General features: G+C 71.3%; 17 protein-coding genes and 1 tRNA gene. 3 read left to right on the top strand and 15 right to left on the bottom strand.

The genetic code is table 11. The features are described from left to right. Nucleotides 1-65: 65 nt before the first annotated feature. The 7 genes from ACQYVW_RS10755 to birA form a co-directional block, all read right to left on the bottom strand. Nucleotides 66-266 carry a CsbD family protein gene (locus tag ACQYVW_RS10755; protein ID WP_434936054.1) on the bottom strand — a complete coding sequence of 67 codons (201 nt, stop codon included), beginning with the start codon at nucleotides 264-266 and terminating at the stop codon, nucleotides 66-68. Between the two features lie 206 nt (nucleotides 267-472). Next, entirely contained in the window at nucleotides 473-628 is a 156-nt protein-coding gene (locus ACQYVW_RS10750; RefSeq protein ID WP_434936056.1) for an entericidin A/B family lipoprotein, read from the bottom strand. Between the two features lie 139 nt (nucleotides 629-767). Beyond that, a complete protein-coding gene (gene rocF / locus ACQYVW_RS10745; protein ID WP_434936058.1) occupies nucleotides 768-1,691 on the bottom strand; it encodes an arginase in 924 nt (307 codons plus the stop codon). Between the two features lie 123 nt (nucleotides 1,692-1,814). Then, nucleotides 1,815-1,890, bottom strand: a tRNA-Thr gene (locus tag ACQYVW_RS10740). Between the two features lie 43 nt (nucleotides 1,891-1,933). Then, nucleotides 1,934-2,671 carry a hypothetical protein gene (locus ACQYVW_RS10735; protein ID WP_434947002.1) on the bottom strand — a complete coding sequence of 246 codons (738 nt, stop codon included), beginning with the start codon at nucleotides 2,669-2,671 and terminating at the stop codon, nucleotides 1,934-1,936. A gap of 9 nt (nucleotides 2,672-2,680) precedes the next feature. Next, nucleotides 2,681-3,421, bottom strand: coding sequence for a type III pantothenate kinase (locus ACQYVW_RS10730; protein WP_434947000.1), 741 nt, complete (start codon nucleotides 3,419-3,421; stop codon nucleotides 2,681-2,683). Continuing rightward, a complete protein-coding gene (gene birA, locus ACQYVW_RS10725) occupies nucleotides 3,418-4,410 on the bottom strand; it encodes a bifunctional biotin--[acetyl-CoA-carboxylase] ligase/biotin operon repressor BirA (protein WP_434946999.1) in 993 nt (330 codons plus the stop codon). Before birA ends, ACQYVW_RS10730 begins: the two co-directional genes overlap by 4 nt. A gap of 166 nt (nucleotides 4,411-4,576) precedes the next feature. On the opposite strand from birA, the gene ACQYVW_RS10720 reads away from it, so the two are divergent. Continuing rightward, a complete protein-coding gene (locus ACQYVW_RS10720) occupies nucleotides 4,577-4,846 on the top strand; it encodes a hypothetical protein (protein WP_434946998.1) in 270 nt (89 codons plus the stop codon). Between the two features lie 10 nt (nucleotides 4,847-4,856). Further along, nucleotides 4,857-5,609 carry a M90 family metallopeptidase gene (locus ACQYVW_RS10715; protein WP_434946997.1) on the top strand — a complete coding sequence of 251 codons (753 nt, stop codon included), beginning with the start codon at nucleotides 4,857-4,859 and terminating at the stop codon, nucleotides 5,607-5,609. Nucleotides 5,610-5,697: 88 nt separating this feature from the next. Here ACQYVW_RS10715 and ACQYVW_RS10710 read toward each other — a convergent pair whose 3' ends face one another. The 4 genes from ACQYVW_RS10710 to dusA all read right to left on the bottom strand — a co-directional run bounded on the left by ACQYVW_RS10710 (nucleotide 5,698) and on the right by dusA (nucleotide 9,485). After that, nucleotides 5,698-7,122 carry an ATP-binding protein gene (locus ACQYVW_RS10710; protein ID WP_434932303.1) on the bottom strand — a complete coding sequence of 475 codons (1,425 nt, stop codon included), beginning with the start codon at nucleotides 7,120-7,122 and terminating at the stop codon, nucleotides 5,698-5,700. Between the two features lie 82 nt (nucleotides 7,123-7,204). Then, nucleotides 7,205-7,891: a response regulator transcription factor gene (locus ACQYVW_RS10705; protein ID WP_434932302.1), complete on the bottom strand. Its 687-nt coding sequence runs from the start codon at nucleotides 7,889-7,891 to the stop codon at nucleotides 7,205-7,207. A gap of 67 nt (nucleotides 7,892-7,958) precedes the next feature. Next, nucleotides 7,959-8,321 (bottom strand): hypothetical protein, encoded by a 363-nt coding sequence (locus ACQYVW_RS10700; RefSeq protein ID WP_434932301.1) that lies wholly within the window; start codon nucleotides 8,319-8,321, stop codon nucleotides 7,959-7,961. A gap of 153 nt (nucleotides 8,322-8,474) precedes the next feature. Then, complete coding sequence (gene dusA, locus ACQYVW_RS10695) at nucleotides 8,475-9,485, bottom strand: tRNA dihydrouridine(20/20a) synthase DusA (protein ID WP_434947209.1); 1,011 nt, start codon at nucleotides 9,483-9,485, stop codon at nucleotides 8,475-8,477. A gap of 260 nt (nucleotides 9,486-9,745) precedes the next feature. On the opposite strand from dusA, the gene ACQYVW_RS10690 reads away from it, so the two are divergent. Continuing rightward, complete coding sequence (locus ACQYVW_RS10690) at nucleotides 9,746-10,111, top strand: helix-turn-helix domain-containing protein (protein WP_434932300.1); 366 nt, start codon at nucleotides 9,746-9,748, stop codon at nucleotides 10,109-10,111. A 21-nt stretch (nucleotides 10,112-10,132) separates the two neighbouring features. Here ACQYVW_RS10690 and ACQYVW_RS10685 read toward each other — a convergent pair whose 3' ends face one another. The 4 genes from ACQYVW_RS10685 to ACQYVW_RS10670 all read right to left on the bottom strand — a co-directional run bounded on the left by ACQYVW_RS10685 (nucleotide 10,133) and on the right by ACQYVW_RS10670 (nucleotide 14,643). Then, nucleotides 10,133-12,805 (bottom strand): putative bifunctional diguanylate cyclase/phosphodiesterase, encoded by a 2,673-nt coding sequence (locus ACQYVW_RS10685; protein ID WP_434932299.1) that lies wholly within the window; start codon nucleotides 12,803-12,805, stop codon nucleotides 10,133-10,135. A 2-nt stretch (nucleotides 12,806-12,807) separates the two neighbouring features. Further along, nucleotides 12,808-13,257 (bottom strand): prepilin-type N-terminal cleavage/methylation domain-containing protein, encoded by a 450-nt coding sequence (locus tag ACQYVW_RS10680; RefSeq protein WP_434946996.1) that lies wholly within the window; start codon nucleotides 13,255-13,257, stop codon nucleotides 12,808-12,810. A 247-nt stretch (nucleotides 13,258-13,504) separates the two neighbouring features. Further along, entirely contained in the window at nucleotides 13,505-13,753 is a 249-nt protein-coding gene (locus ACQYVW_RS10675; RefSeq protein ID WP_434946995.1) for a hypothetical protein, read from the bottom strand. Continuing rightward, nucleotides 13,750-14,643: an NAD(P)/FAD-dependent oxidoreductase gene (locus tag ACQYVW_RS10670; protein WP_434946994.1), complete on the bottom strand. Its 894-nt coding sequence runs from the start codon at nucleotides 14,641-14,643 to the stop codon at nucleotides 13,750-13,752. The genes ACQYVW_RS10675 and ACQYVW_RS10670 overlap by 4 nt, the downstream gene beginning before the upstream one ends. Nucleotides 14,644-14,736: the final 93 nt, after the last annotated feature.

Below are 14,736 nucleotides of genomic sequence, written 5' to 3'. Positions count from 1 at the left end.
TGCCGGCCCTCCGATTCGCGGCGTCGGGGAGGGACGCGCCGCGGAATCCAGCTGGGCAGGTCCGATCAGCCCAGGGTGCGCTCGAAGTCGCGCACTTCCTGCTCGGCGCGCTCGCGCTCCCAGCCGTAGCGCTCCTGCAGCTTGCCGGCCAGGTACTTGCTGTCGCCCTGCGCGACGTCGAACACGTCGTCGGTCAGGTCGCCCCACTTGGCCTGGGCCTGGCCCTTGAGCTGGGTCCACTTGCCGGAAATGATGTCCTTGTTCATCGCTCGATCCTCACGTTTGCGGGGGAAGTCGACGTGGTTGCGTCGATGGGGAGAGCATGCGTCACGGCGCATCATGGACCGATCAAGAATGCGTCAATCCGCGTTCACATCGATGAGCCGATACCGCCTTCGGATTCAGCTGAAACGCGAAAACGAAGAGGCCGGCGTTTCCGCCGGCCTCTAGCTCGCCTGTTTTCGCGCAGACCTCAGCGCGGCTCGGTCGCGCCGGTATCCTTGGCCGCGCCTTCGATCTTGTCGCCGACCTTTTCGACATCCTGGCCGAAGCCCTTGGTGGTGTTGCACGCCGACAGCGTGCCGACCGAGAACATGGCGATCAGCATCAGGGCCATGAAACGCTTCATCTGCATTCTCCTGGAGTAGTGCGCGCGCGGCCTTCCGCGCTCGTCCGGGACATGACACCGCCGCAGGCGTGAAATATGCGTTGAAGGCGTGGCCACCGCGCCAGCGCGTTCATCCAGGTGGAGGCCGCGTCAAGGCGCCTCAATCGCGCATTAGCGTGGATTTTCCGAACAGGCTTTCCACCAGGTCCACGGACAGTTCGGCGGTGCTGTTGCGGTCGTCCAGCGCGGGGTTGACCTCCACCACATCCAGAGAACCCAGGAACCCGGTGTCGGCGATCATCTCCATGATCAACTGCGCTTCGCGGTAGTTCACCCCGCCCGGGATCGGCGTGCCGGTTCCCGGGGCGATGGACGGATCGAGGATGTCGACATCGAAGCTCACGTGCAGATGGGTGCTCTCGTCCAGGCCCATCAGCACCTGCTGCATGGTCTGGCGCATGCCCACTTCGTCGATGTAGCGCATGTCGTAGATGTCCAGCCCGTGTTCCTTGACCAGGCGCTTCTCGTCCTGGTCCACCGAGCGGATGCCGATCTGGCGCACCTGGGCCGGCACCAGCGCCGGCACGTGCCCGCCCATGCGCACCAGCGGCTCCGGACCGATCCCGCACAGGCAGGCGACCGGCATCCCGTGGACGTTGCCCGAGGGCGTGATCGCGCTGGTGTTGAAGTCGGTATGCGCGTCCAGCCACAGCACGCGCAGGGTCTTGCCGCTGCGGCGGCAGTGCTCGGCGACCGCGGCGATCGAACCCACGGCCAGCGAATGGTCGCCGCCCAGCATCAACGGCAAGCGGCCCTCGGCGAGGATCGCGGACGAGGCGTCGAACACCGCCTGGTTCCAGGCCACCACCTCGGACAGATGGCGGTAGCCATCGGCGGGCGGCAGCCAGGGGTTCTTCGGCCCGGCGACATCGCCGATGTCGCGCACGTCCACGCCGCGCATGCGCAGCGCCTCGGCCAGGCCGGCCACGCGCAGGGCTTCGGGCCCCATCGACGCGCCGCGGGCACCGGCCCCCACGTCGGTGGGCACGCCGAAGATCGAAACCGCGGGGTAGCTTCGGGCCATGGTGATGGTTGCTCCTGCAAGGGTCTGGGCAGGAAGTCTAGGCCACCGGCCGCCCGTCGCGACCCGGGCCGGCCGCACCGGCCTGCCGGATTCCATGCCACGGCAGGCGCCGGCTGGACGGGATGGTGCCGCTTGTCCGAATCGAACGGACGACCTACGGTTTACAAGACCGTTGCTCTACCAACTGAGCTAAAGCGGCAGGAACGTGACGGTGCGCGTAGCGACCGGCCAGCCGCAGCATTCTAGCCTGCAGCCGGCGCTTCGCATTCGCGCGGCTCGCTGCGCGCCGCGCCGCTGGCGCGCTGGGCTGCGGCCGGGTCCACCTCGGCCCCCAGGGCGGCGTCGATCCAGTAGCGCGGGGCGCCCGGATCGCCCAGCGGCTCGGCAACCGCACCGAACCCCGCCGCGACCAGCGCTTCACGGTGGCGCTGCGCCGCGGCCTCGCCGCCGAAGCGACCCAGCGCGATGTCGACCTGGCCGTTGTCGGCGGTCGGCATCAGGTAATGGTCGCGGAAACCGGCGGCGACCAGGCGCGACGCGGTGGCCGCCGCCGCATCGCGATCGGGCATTCCCCGCAGCAGCACCTGCCAGCCACGCGCCTCGGGACGCACCTGCCGGGTCGCGAGCCTGCGCGCCAGCGGGGCCAGTCGCGCCTGGGCCTGCGCGGCCGCGGCGGCATCGTCGAAGGGGCCGAAGCTGCGGCAGACCGTGGCCTCTGCGGCGGCGGTTGCGGCCGGTTCCTGGGCAGCGGCAGGCGGCGGCGGGACGTCCGGCAGCCCAGCCGCTGCCGGGCCTGGCGCTGGAACAGGGTCGGGGGTGGAGGGGGGCGTTGGCGCCTCCTCAGCCAGCAGGCGCAGCGGCTCGGCGCCGGCGGGCAGCGTCGGCGCCGGCGCTGCAGGCGCCTCCCCGCGCGTGCTCCACCACAGCGCCACGCCGAGATTGAGGATCAGCAACAGGACGATGAGGGCGCGCAGGAGCATGGGGCGATTCTAGCGGCGAGCGGGCGCGGGCCGCGCCCAGCCTGCCAGTCCCTCGAGCACCAGTGCCGGCACGTACCGGGCATCGGGCAGGTGGGGCAGCAGGTCGGGGGCGCCCCCGCCGTGCAGCAGCAGTGAGACCGCCCCCGCACAGAGCTCGCGCGCCGCCTCCCGGCTTTGCACCACCAGAGCCAGGGCCGCGCCCAGGCAGCCCGAGGCCAGCGCATCGCCCGTGTCGGCAGCGAACAGCCGGTAGCGGCCGCCGTGGTCGGGCAACTGCGCCGCGCGTGCATGCAGCGCCTCGCGCATCAGCGTCGGCGACGGCGCGATGCGGCCGCCATGGTGGTGGCCTCGGGCATCGACCAGATCGATGGTCAGGGCCGTGCCCACGCCCACCAGCAACCAGGCACCGCCGCGCCGGTGCGCCGCCAGCAGGGTCATGAAGCGGTCCACGCCGAGCCGGGCGGGTTCGTCGTAGGCGATGCGCAGGCCCTGCCACGCACGCTGGGTCGCGGCCACGCTGATCCGGCCGCTGCGCGCGGCGAGGGCGTCGAGCAGGGCCACGCGCCGGGCCGGCGAAGCGACGCTGGCCACGTAGGCCGCGTCGATACGCGGCGGCAGCGCGGCGTCCCAGCCCGGCGCCAGCCCCGCCTCCCCATGCGCGAACGCCAGCACCTCGCCCGGCAGGCCGTCATCCCCGAGCGGCGCGCATTTGAGCCGCGAGTTGCCGAGGTCGAACAGCCAGGCGCTCATGTCCCGCCTCGCGGCCGCAGGCTGGCTTCGCCGGCATGGAACAGGCGCTCGCCATCGGCGCCCTGCAGCCGCAGCGCACCGTCCGCCGCCACGCCCAGCGCCGTTCCGTGATGTTCCGTCTCCCCGACCAGCATGCGCACCGGCTGCCCGGCCAGGGCGTCGTGCCGCGCATAGGCCGGCAGGAACGGCGCCAGCCCTTCGGCGTCGAAGCGCTCCAGCGCCGGCAGCAGGCGCGCCAGCACCGCTGCGGCGATGCGATCGCGCGGCGGCGTCGCGCCCAGCGCCTGCAGGTCGATCCAGGGCTGATCGATGGCGGCGCCGGTGGCCGTCGGCATCCGCACGTTGAGCCCGATCCCGATCACCGCGCGCGCCGGGCCCGCGTACTCGCCGCCGCCTTCCACCAGGATCCCGCCCAGCTTGCGCAGCCTGCCCTCCTCGACCACGACCAGGTCGTTGGGCCACTTCAGCCGCGCCCGATCCACGCCAAGGCCGTGCAGCGCCTCCACCACCGCGATGCCGGCGACCAGGCTCAGCCCCCCCAGCCGGGCCAGGCCGGCGTCGAAGCGGCGCGCCACCGACAGGTACAGGTTGGCCGCTAGGGGCGAGGCCCAGGGCCGGCCGCGGCGGCCGCGGCCGCCGGTCTGACGCTCGGCGAGCAGGACCCGTGCCCCGGGTCCGGGGTCGCCCAGTTCGAGCAGTCGGGAATTGGTGGACTCCAGCGACCAGGCCACCTCCAGGGCGGAGATCGACGCGCGCACCGGGATCGGCAAGGCCTCGGCAATGCGCCCGGCGTCGAGCAGGTCCACCGGCGCGGCCAGCGCATAGCCGCGGCCGGGTTGGGCCTCGATCCGCAGGCCCGCCGCCCGCAGCGCCTCGATGCGCTTCCATACCGCGGCCCGGGTCAGCCCCGCTTCCCGGGCCAGCGCGTCGCCCGAGACCGGGCCCTCGCCCAGGCGGCGCAGCAGTGCGCGGTCGGCGGCGGCGGTCACGTGAGGTCCAGGCGGGTCATGCGGCCGATTATCCGGGATCGGGGCCGATGTCGACGAACCGCCCTGTTCCTGCGTCAGGCCGCCTTGCAACCATCCGTGCCCTGCCCGCATCCGGGTTATAGTGCGTCGTTGCCGCCGCAACGACTCTGGCCGAAGGATGGTTGCCATGGCTCCCCGATTCCTGCTCTGCCTGCTGCTGGCCTGTGCCGCGCTGCCCGCGGCCGCGCGCCAGCCTGCGATGATGGACGCCAACGGCGGCAGCGCGGGCTGCGATGCCGGTGCGGAAGGCGATACGGAAGCCGAGGCCCTGCGTCCCGGCGACAAGCGTGCCGTCCTGCCCAACCGGAACCGGACCACCGCCCCGCGCCGCGGCGACGCCGAGTCGACCGCGCGCCCGCCGCGCTGGCACAGTTTCCTGCCGGGCATGATCCGCTGAGGCGTCCGGGTTGCCCGGAGGCCTGATCCGCCGGCTGCTCGGCCGCGCGCCCGACCCGATTACCGACGACGCCTGGGCCCGCGTGCGCAGCCGCGTGCGCTGGGTCGCCGACCTGGACGCCGACCGCCAGCTGCGCCTGCGCGCGCTGGCCGAGCGTTTCCTGCAGCGCAAGGCGATCACGCCCATCGAACCCCTGCAGCTCGATGCCAGCCAGTGCGCGGTGCTGGCCAGCCTGTGCTGCCTGCCGCTGCTGGAGTTCGGCGAGGAAGGCCTGCACGGCTGGTCGCAGCTGATCGTGTATCCGGACGCATTCCGGGTGAACCGCAGCCACCTCGACGCGGCAGGTGTCCTGCACGAGTGGGACGATGAGCTGATCGGCGAGGCTTGGGACGGCGGCCCGCTGATCCTGTCCTGGGCCGACGTGGAGGCGGATCTGGACGATCCCCACGCCGGCTTCTGCGTGGCGGTGCACGAGATGGCGCACAAGCTCGACGCGCTGGACGGGGTCCTCGACGGCACGCCGCCCCTGCCGCGCGCGTGGCAGCGCGAGTGGGCCCGCGATTTCCAGCAGGATTACGACGCCCTGGTCGCCGACGTGGACGCCGGCCGCGAAGCCATCGACGCCTATGCCGCGGAAGCGCCCGAAGAGTTCTTCGCCGTGTGCAGCGAATACCACTTCAGCGACCCGGCCCTGCTGCGCGAGGCGTTCCCGCGCGTGGCGGCGCACTTCGAACGGTTCTACGGGCGCTCGCCTTCGGCCTGATACGACAGTCGCGGCCATGCGGCAATTCAGGCCGGGCAGGACTGCATCCGGGGCACGCCATCGCCCAGGTCGGCGTCGGCGCGCGGATTCACAGCCCCGGCGGCAGGCGCACCTCGAACCTCGCTCCGCCCAGCTCGGACGATCGACCCACGCGCAGCTCGCCGCGATAGCTGCGGATGATGTCCTGCACGATCGACAGGCCGATACCGTGGCCATGCACCCGCTCGTCGCCGCGGACGCCACGCTGCAGCACCAGAGGGATGCGCTCTTCCGGAATCCCCGGCCCATCGTCGTCGACCGCGACCAGTAGGCCGGGGCGGCGGTTGGGCGCCGTCTCGCCGGTCTTGACCGTTAGCAGCACGCGCGCGCCAGCCCACTTGAAGGCGTTCTCGATCAGGTTGCCGAGCAGTTCCTGCAGGTCGCCCGGCTCCCCGTGGAAACGCGCGGCCGGATCGATGTCGAACTCGCAGATCACGCCCTTGCCGGCGTAGATCTTTTCCAGGCTCTGCACCAGCGCTTCGGCATGCGGCTCGATCTCCACCGGCGCGGCGAACAGCTTGTGGCCGGTCGAGGCGGCACGGCCCAGCTGGTAGCTCACCAGGTCGTTCATCCGCTGCAGCTGGGTGGCCACGTCTTCGCGCAAGGCGCCCTCGTCCGCATCCGAATCCAGGCGGGCGCGCAGCACCGCCAGCGGCGTCTTCAGGCTGTGGGCCAGGTCGGACATCGTGTTGCGCTGTTGCTCGAGGTTTTCGCGCTCGCTCTCGATCAGCGCGTTGATGCTGTCGGTCAAGGGTTCCAGTTCGCGCGGGTGGCGCTCGCCCATGCGGTTGGCCTGGCCGCGCTGCACGCGCGTGAGTTCCTCGACCACCTTGCGCAGCGGCCACAGGCTCCAGCGCAGCACCAGGGTCTGCAGCAACAGCAGGATCAGGCCGGCGATGCCGAGGTACCCCCACAGCGCGGCACGGAACACGCGCACCTGGCGCGGCACGGTGCCGGCATCCTCCATCACATAGATCGTGTAGGGGAACTCGGCCTCGGGCGCGCCTTCCTGCGGCGCCCAGACCATGCCCACGCCGTAGCGGTAGACATGGCCGGGAGACCCGTCGCTGCGGACCATGGGCAGCGGGCCTTCGAACTTCTCCTCGCCACCGGCCAGCGGCAGCGCCTCGGGCAACTGCGGCCCCGACGCCGAACGGGAGGTCCAGCTGCCGTTGGGCAGCACCACCTCGGCATACAGCCCGCTGCCGGGACGGTCGAAGCGATCGTCCGGACCGTTGTCCGGCACGTAGATGTCGCCGCTGCGCAGGAACTCGATATCGCCCGCGTAGGCGAACACGTAGTTGCGCAGGCGATCGTGCTGGCCCTCGCCCGCGACATCGAGAAACGCCCGGTCGAGCGCATACCCGGCCAGCGCCAGGAAGGCGATCAGGCCGAGGCTGGCGGCCATCAGCTGGCGCGCCTGCAGCGAGCGCGGCCGCCAGGGCAGGACGCGGGCGGACTTGCCGGTACTCATCGGGTCAGAAGCGGGTCATGCGGCGCCGGACGCGCGGGCAGGTGCCCACGATAGCCGATGCCGCGGCCCGCGGCCGCGCGGCTCAGCCTTCGCCGTTGCGCGGGATCGCGAAGCGGTAGCCGCGGCCGCGCACGGTCTCGATCGGCTTGAGCGTGCCTTCGGGGTCGAGCTTCTTGCGCAGCCGGCCGATGAAAACCTCGAGCACATTGGAATCGCGGTCGAAATCCTGCTGGTAGATGTGCTCGGTCAGGTCGGCCTTCGAGACCAGCTCACCGGCATGCATCATCAGGTACTCGAGCACCTTGTACTCGTAGCTGGTCAGGTCGACGTTGTGCCCGTGCACCGTCACCGTCTGCGCGGCGAGGTCCAGTACCACCGCGCCGCACTCCAGCGTGGGCTTGCTCCAGCCCGCGGCGCGACGAACCAGCGCATTGATGCGGGCCAGCAGTTCCTCGACATGGAAGGGCTTGACCAGATAGTCGTCGGCGCCCTGCTTGAGGCCGTCGACCTTGTCCTGCCAGCTCGAGCGCGCCGTCAGGATGAGCACCGGGAACTGCTTGCCCTCGTCGCGCAAGGCCTTGATCAGTTCCATGCCCGACATCTTGGGCAGGCCGAGGTCGATGATGCCGACGTCGAACGGGACCTCGCGGCCCATGTACAGGCCTTCCTCACCGTCCTGCGCGGCATCCACGGCGAAGCCTTCGCGCTTGAGGCGGGCGGCCAGCGTTTCACGCAGGGGCGCTTCGTCTTCGACGAGCAGGATGCGCATGGAGACAACTCCGTTCAGTAATGTGAGACGGCCAGTGTGGCCGGACTTTCCTGAACAGAATGCAGGTTCACTCGTAGTCGTCGCGTGTAGGCCGGCGCTCGGGCGGCGGCGGCTGGCGCCGCTGCGGATCGTCGACGAACACCCGGACACGGCCGCGATCGTCCATGGCCTTGATGCGGTTCACGTCGCGGCCATCGGACTGGATGCGTTCGGCGCTGAGCACGCGGCTTCCCCGATTGCTCCGCTCGAAACGACGCACCGAATCGGACAGCGCATCGCGGTTGCGGAACCGCTGTTCCGGCATCCGCTCGCTGCGTTCGGCCCCGCGCCGCTCGCGCGGCGGCTCCTGCGCCGAGACCGCGGACACGCCGCCGGCGACCGCAAGCGCGGTCAGCAGGGCGATCTTCAGGCGGAACTGCGCGCGGGACATGGCAAGGCCGCAGCTGCGGGACTCGGGAACGGACCGGCATTCTTGAAAGATCGCGGTGAATCCCCCCTTAACTTTTCCTTCACCGGTGCGCGGGGGTTCATCGCCATGAAGCCGGCGCATATGCCGACTGCTCCGCGTACGCCGGCCACCACCCTAGGCGGCTGCCGGCGCCCGCATCGTAGCCGCAAGCGCCTGCTCGATCAGCGCCCAGCTGGCCCCGGGCCGATGCGCACCTTCGCTCAGCACCTGACGATAGGCGCGCCCCCCGGGCTGGCCGAGGAACAGACCGAGGATATGCCTGGCGATGTGCCGCAGCGGCATACCCTGCGCCAGCTGCATCTCGACATAGGGCCGCAGCGCCCGCAGCAGTTCGGCGCGCGGCTGCGGATCGACGCCGCGCAGCGCCGCGTCGACGCGGTGCAGCGTGTAGGGATCGTGGTAGGCGGCGCGACCGAGCATGGCCCCGTCCGCGTGCTCCAGGTGGGCCAGCGCTTCGCCCGGCGTGGCGATACCGCCGTTGACCACCACCTGCAGCGCCGGTCGCTCGCGCTTGAGCCGATAGGCCCAGTCGTAGCGCAGCGGCGGCACTTCGCGGTTCTCCTTCGGGCTGAGGCCCTTGAGCCAGGCATTGCGCGCGTGCACCACGAACGTCCCGCAGCCCGCCGCCGCGACCGCGTCGATGAAGCCCATGAAACGATCAAAGTCGTGGTCGTCATCCACGCCCAGCCGGCACTTCACCGTCACCGGTACCGGTCGCCCGGACGAGGCCACGGCCGCGATCATCGCCGCCACGCCCTCGGCAACCAGCCCCGGCTCGCGCATCAGGCAGGCGCCGAAGCGCCCGGCCTGCACCCGGTCGGAAGGGCAGCCGCAGTTGAGGTTGATCTCGTCGAAGCCATGCTCGGCGCCGATGCGCGCCGCCTCCGCCAGCAGTGCGGGCTCGCTGCCGCCGAGCTGCAGGGCCACCGGATGTTCGACCGGATCCATCGCCAGCAACCTGGTGCGGTCGCCATGGATCACCGCATTGGCGTGCACCATCTCGCTGTACAGCCGCGCCGACGGCGCGAGCAGGCGATGGAACACCCGGCAATGCGAATCGGTCCAGTCCATCATCGGGGCGACCGACAGGCGCAGGGATGCGTCATAGCGCGATTGCGCCCGCATCGCGGACCGGTCCACCTGCCCTTGTACTTCGTTTGCGCTCATGTCCAGCCGGCTGCCCGTGATTCCGCGACACCCCTGGCGGGGCACGTCTACGCACAGGCGCGTCGGTCGCGGCCGCGGTCCAGGTCGTCGCAGAGGGGCGCTAGGTTACACGCCAGGGACCGCCGGGGCGCCCGGCGCGGCGTCGGGACTGCCGTCCCGTGCTTCGAACGAGCCCAGTTGCGTCGCGCTGCCGCGCATCGGGCGTCATCCAGCAGGGCTTGTTTACCCTAGTCCCCGGGCGCCAGGTCGCGCATGAAATCGTCGAAACCGAGACCAACCAGGCGCTGCGCCCTGCGCAAGGATCGGCACCGGGCTGGACGGCTCGCTGCGTCGCCCGCTACATCCGCGAGCGCAGGCTGCTGCGTGCCTATGCGCGCCTGCGCAGCGATCCGGACTGCACGATCAACTTCCTGCTGTACGACCTGGGCTTCGAATCCGAACGCCAGTTCCAGCGCGCGTTCCAGGCCCGCTTCGGCATGTCGCCCGCGCAGTGGCGCCAGGCCTGCCGCGCCAACGCCGGGCTGGTACGGCCGGCCGCATCGCGGCGCCGGCCTGCGCGTTGGCAGGCGGCCTACAACGGGTAGCGCCCCGGCGAGCCCGGGGGCTCAGGGCGCCGCCCGCAGCAGCTCCGTCATTGCGGCCGCAGGCATCGGCCGGTGGTAGACGTAGCCCTGGATGGTGTGGCAGCCCATGCTCGACAGCAGTTCGACCGCCGCGGCGGCCTCCACACCTTCCGCGATCACGTCCTTGTCCAGCTCTCGGGCGAGCCCGACGATCGCGCGCACGATCGCGGCGGTCGGCGTGGTGCCGTCGCCCAGTCCGATCACGAACGACCGGTCGATCTTCAGCGTGTCGAACGGCAGGCCCACCAGATAGGACAACGAGGAGTAGCCGGTGCCGAAGTCGTCGATGGCGATGCCGACGCCCAGTTCGCGAATGCGCTGCAGCTGATCCGGGCCCGCGTCGCGCTGATGCACCAGCATGCTCTCGGTGATCTCGATCTCGAGTTGCGCGGGCGCGATGCCGGCCGCCGCGATGCTCGCGCGCAAGGTGTCGACCAGGCGCCCCGAACGCAGCTGGTGGCTGGACACGTTGACCGCCACCAGCGGCATCCGCAGGCCGGCCGCGGTCCATTGCGCCAGTTGCGCGCAGGCCTTGCGCAGCACCAGTTCGCCCAGTTCGTCGATCAGGCCGGTGTCCTCGGCCAGCGCGACGAACACGGGCGGAGGCACCGCTCCGCTGCCCGGACGGGTCCATCTGGCCAGGGCTTCGGCGCCCACCACGCGGCCATCGCGACTGTCGACGCGAGGCTGGTAGTGCACGTCGATCCGCCCGGCAGCGATGGCGTCGCGCAGTTCCTGCTCCAGCTGCAGCCTGGACCGGGCGGCATCGTTCATCTCGGGCGAGAACACCCGCAGCCCACCTCCGCCGGCGCGCTTGCCGTGATACATGGCGACGTCGGCGTTGCGGATCAGGGTGCTGGCATCGGCGCCATGTGCCGGATGCAGCGCGATCCCGGCGCTGAAACGCTGCACGAACTCGCGTCCGGCCGCATGCACCGGACGGGCAAGCGCGTCGGCGATGCGCTGCACGGCGCACCGGGCCGCGTCGGCGCTGTCCACATCCGTCAGCAGTACGCAGAATTCGTCGCCGCCCAGGCGGCCAACGAGGTGGCCGGGCGCCAGGCTCTCGCGCAGGCGCTGGGCGACCGCCACCAGCAATGCATCGCCGGGCGCATGGCCGAGCCCGTCGTTGACGGACTTGAACCGGTCCAGGTCCAGGAACGCGACGGCGAAGCCGATGCCGGTGCGGCCAGCCTGCCCGATGGCCGCCTCCACCGCTTCCATCGTCGCCAGCCGGTTCGGCAGGCCGGTCAGGGGGTCGTGCCTGGCCTGGAAAACGAGCTGCCGCCGGCCGGCCTCGAATGCCGCCGCCACCGGGAGCGTCTCCGCCAGCTTGGTCGCCTGGGCCAGGGCGCCATCGATGTCCTCGGGCCGGGTGCGGAACCCGAGCATGGCCTGCACCCCGCCGCCGCGGTGGGCGGCCGTTTCCAGGACGTAGACCTCGGCGATCCGCGCTTGCAGGCAGGCCTCGCGCACGGGTCCCGGAGGCAGCCCGTCCGCCCCGTGCCAGCGCCCTGCGGCCACCGCGCAGGCGCCAGCCACGGCCTGCGTGCTGGCCAGTTGTGCGGGCGCCGCGCCCTCCCGTCGATGCACGTACAGCACCGCATCGTCGCCCGTATCCGGCACCAGCACGCAGACGAGGTCGCAACCCGACAGCTCGCGCATGCCGGCGGCCGCCTGATCGACCAGCACGGGCAGCGACGCGCCCTGCAGGATCAGGCGGTCGATCTCCGACAGCATCCGCAAGGTCCGCATCTGGCGGCCGGTGCGCTGCTGCATCCTCGCGAAGGTGCGCGACAGCAGTTCGAACTCGTCCTCGCCGCGGCGACGGTCGATGCGAAACCCGCCTCCTTCGAATCCGTGGATCCTGCGCAGCAGGTCCGACAGCGGCGTCAGCACGCGCCGGATCTGGATCGAACTGAGCAGCAGCGCCAGCAACAGCACCGCCACCGCGGCCGGCACGAGCACGCCGCGATAGTGGCCGAGGCCGTGGCCGGGACCGGCCACCGACATCGCCGTCCAGGCGTCGGCACCGAAGGCAGGCCTGAGGAACAGGTCCCATTGCGCCACCAGCAAGCGCTCGCCCGCTTCCGTGCCCGGGTGGCCGCCGCAGAACAGGCGGGTGCGGCCGGCGTAGAGGCAGATGCGCATGTCCTGGCTCAAGTCGTCCGGTGCCCCCCACAGAAACCGGGGATCGAGCGTGGCGACCAGGATCTGATCGCCGGCCATGCGCAACAGCCGCGGCTGGCTGTCGCGGGCCACCAGCAGCCGCGCCGGCCTGCCGGCCGACTCCCCGCCGCGCGCGGACGGTCCTGTGAAAGCCGGGATCGCAGCCCGCTCGGCCAGGGAGACATCGCTGAAGTAGACCGACAGGTAGCGGGCCCCGCCGCTGGCGATGGTCTCCACATCCGCCAGCGCCAAGGCCTGGTCCGCCAACTGCAGGCGCTCATGGACCGCGAGCGCGTAGTTCTTGGCGCCCTCGCGCAGGGCCGCCCGCCTGGCCTCGTGCGCGTCGGCCGTGGCGGTGCGATAGGTCATCCAGAACACGATGCCGGTGGGAAGCAGCGCCGCAATGCAGAACATGAAGAACAGCCGGCGCCCGAACCGGCTGCCGAGGATCGCCGTTGACAGGCGCGGGCCGTCAGCCAGCGGCACCGTCAGAAGTCCCGGGCCACGCCGATGTAGGCGCCGTCGCGCGCGCGGATGACGTCGTCCAGGCTGTCCTTCTGGCTGACCTGCGGCTTGTACACGCCATCCTTGCCCGCGCTGAACAGGTCGTAGTCCGAGTTGAGCGGATTGAGCCGGCGGTCCTTGCGGGCCGCGCCCTTGTTGGTGGCCTTCAGGTTGACGTAGTGGTAGGCGCGTCCCCACGGGTCGAGGAGGCCGCCTCGGCCGATGTCCGCGAGCGTCGCCGGCAGGGCGCCGCCGGAGCGCGTCTGGTGGCGCAGGATCTCCACCTCCATGGTCGCGATGTCCGACCTGGCCGTTGCGATCTTGGCGCGCTCCACGTAGCCGCCCACCTGGCCATGGGCGAGCGCGGCGAGGATCGCGATCACCGCCACTGCGAACAGCAGCTCGAGCACGGTGAAACCCACCCCGGAGCGCATGCCCGGACGCCCGCCGCCCGCACGGCACCTGGCCGCGCGGTGGACCGCGCAACCTGCCGCAGGGAAGGTCACCGTCGATGTTTCTGGTCTGTCCACCGGGTTTCCACGTGTCGCCACCATCATCATCGGCAGCGCGCCCGAAAAATGGATGCCGCTGCACCCGCAAATGCTGAACAACTGCCCGCGTCAGCTGAACGCGGCGCCGGAGAGGTGCGGAACGGCTGGCTCGCGCACGGCCCTCCGTGTGCTACCGCGGCTTGGGCCGCAGGCACTGGCCCACGATGGCCGTGATCAGGATGCAGGTGTTGGTGACGATGAACACCCAGTTGCCCAGCATCACGCTGTAGGCGATGAACCCGATCGACGCGAGGCTCTGCCCGATGAACAGCCAGCGCGATACGCCCGCGCCGCCATCGGCCACCTGCTTGCAGATCTGGCGGATCAGGGTGGCAAGCAGGATCGCCGAGGCCGCCCAGCCGATCAGGTCGGGATTCATGCCGCGGCCACCGCGCGGGGCACCGGAGGCAGCTGTCCGTGCGCGTGGGTCGCGGCGGCCGCGGCCTGGCCCACGGCCACCGAGATCTGGTTGAGCCCGCCGACGATGTCGCCGATGGCGTACAGCCCTGGCGTGGCTGTCTGCTGGTGGCGGTCGACGGCGATCTCGCCACTGTCGGTGCGGACCAGGTCCAGTCCCTCGACCGGCACCGAGGTGGTGAAGCCGAGGAAGGAGTACACCGTATCGAAGGCCACGGCCTCGCGCTCGCCGCGGTAATTGCAGCGGGTCCCGTCGAAGTCCAGTTCGCCGGCGTCCAGCCAGCGCACGCCTTGCGCGCGCGCGGCGGCGCCCGCCGCGCCACCGTCGCCGCCGTCCAGCGGCAGGGCGGTGACCCGGTCAGAGAACGTGCGCAGGAAGCTGGCGTGCGAGCCGATGTCGCGGCTGTGACCGTAGACGCCGATATGGCGATCGCTGGCCTCGAAGGCATCGCAGATCGGACACAGCCGCAACGCCCCGCAGGCCAGCGCCTGTTCCGCCCAGTCGCCCGGCAGGCGGTCGCGCAGGCCGGTCGCGATCATCACCATGCGCGCGTTCCAGCTGCGCTCGCCGGCATGGATGTCGAAGCCCTCGGCGCCCTGCGACGCGACGATGCGGTCCACGCGCGCGGACTCCAGCGGCACCCTGGCCTCGGTCGCCTGGCGACGCAGGCGCGCGAGCAGGTCGGCGCCTGCGACACCGCCGGGAAAGCCGGGGCAGTTGTTGCTCTCGGGAATCCAGCGCGCGCGGCTCTGGCCCGCGTCCAGCACCAGGCACGCACGATGGAAGCGCCGGAGGTAGATCGCCGCCGTGAGACCGGCCGGGCCGCCTCCCACGATGGCCACATCGATCATGCCGCTGTTTCCTGCGCTTGCCCTGGGCACGGACACTCGAGCAGCGCCGGCGTCGAGGTCGGGCGAAGCCGGCACGGAGGCGGCGTACAGCGC

This window comes from Luteimonas campi (assembly GCF_051162505.1).
Lineage (GTDB): Bacteria > Pseudomonadota > Gammaproteobacteria > Xanthomonadales > Xanthomonadaceae > Luteimonas.
This window is presented reverse-complemented; position numbering and strand designations above follow the sequence as displayed.

Coding starts and splice junctions, on each gene's coding strand:
- ACQYVW_RS10755 (WP_434936054.1), bottom strand. CDS start 266: ATGAACAAGGACATCATTTCCGGCAAGTGGACCCAGCTCAAGGGCCAG.
- ACQYVW_RS10750 (WP_434936056.1), bottom strand. CDS start 628: ATGAAGCGTTTCATGGCCCTGATGCTGATCGCCATGTTCTCGGTCGGC.
- rocF (WP_434936058.1), bottom strand. CDS start 1,691: ATGGCCCGAAGCTACCCCGCGGTTTCGATCTTCGGCGTGCCCACCGAC.
- ACQYVW_RS10735 (WP_434947002.1), bottom strand. CDS start 2,671: ATGCTCCTGCGCGCCCTCATCGTCCTGTTGCTGATCCTCAATCTCGGC.
- ACQYVW_RS10730 (WP_434947000.1), bottom strand. CDS start 3,421: ATGAGCGCCTGGCTGTTCGACCTCGGCAACTCGCGGCTCAAATGCGCG.
- ACQYVW_RS10720 (WP_434946998.1), top strand. CDS start 4,577: ATGGCTCCCCGATTCCTGCTCTGCCTGCTGCTGGCCTGTGCCGCGCTG.
- ACQYVW_RS10710 (WP_434932303.1), bottom strand. CDS start 7,122: ATGAGTACCGGCAAGTCCGCCCGCGTCCTGCCCTGGCGGCCGCGCTCG.
- ACQYVW_RS10705 (WP_434932302.1), bottom strand. CDS start 7,891: ATGCGCATCCTGCTCGTCGAAGACGAAGCGCCCCTGCGTGAAACGCTG.
- ACQYVW_RS10700 (WP_434932301.1), bottom strand. CDS start 8,321: ATGTCCCGCGCGCAGTTCCGCCTGAAGATCGCCCTGCTGACCGCGCTT.
- dusA (WP_434947209.1), bottom strand. CDS start 9,485: ATGCGGGCGCAATCGCGCTATGACGCATCCCTGCGCCTGTCGGTCGCC.
- ACQYVW_RS10680 (WP_434946996.1), bottom strand. CDS start 13,257: ATGCGCTCCGGGGTGGGTTTCACCGTGCTCGAGCTGCTGTTCGCAGTG.
- ACQYVW_RS10675 (WP_434946995.1), bottom strand. CDS start 13,753: ATGAATCCCGACCTGATCGGCTGGGCGGCCTCGGCGATCCTGCTTGCC.
- ACQYVW_RS10670 (WP_434946994.1), bottom strand. CDS start 14,643: ATGATCGATGTGGCCATCGTGGGAGGCGGCCCGGCCGGTCTCACGGCG.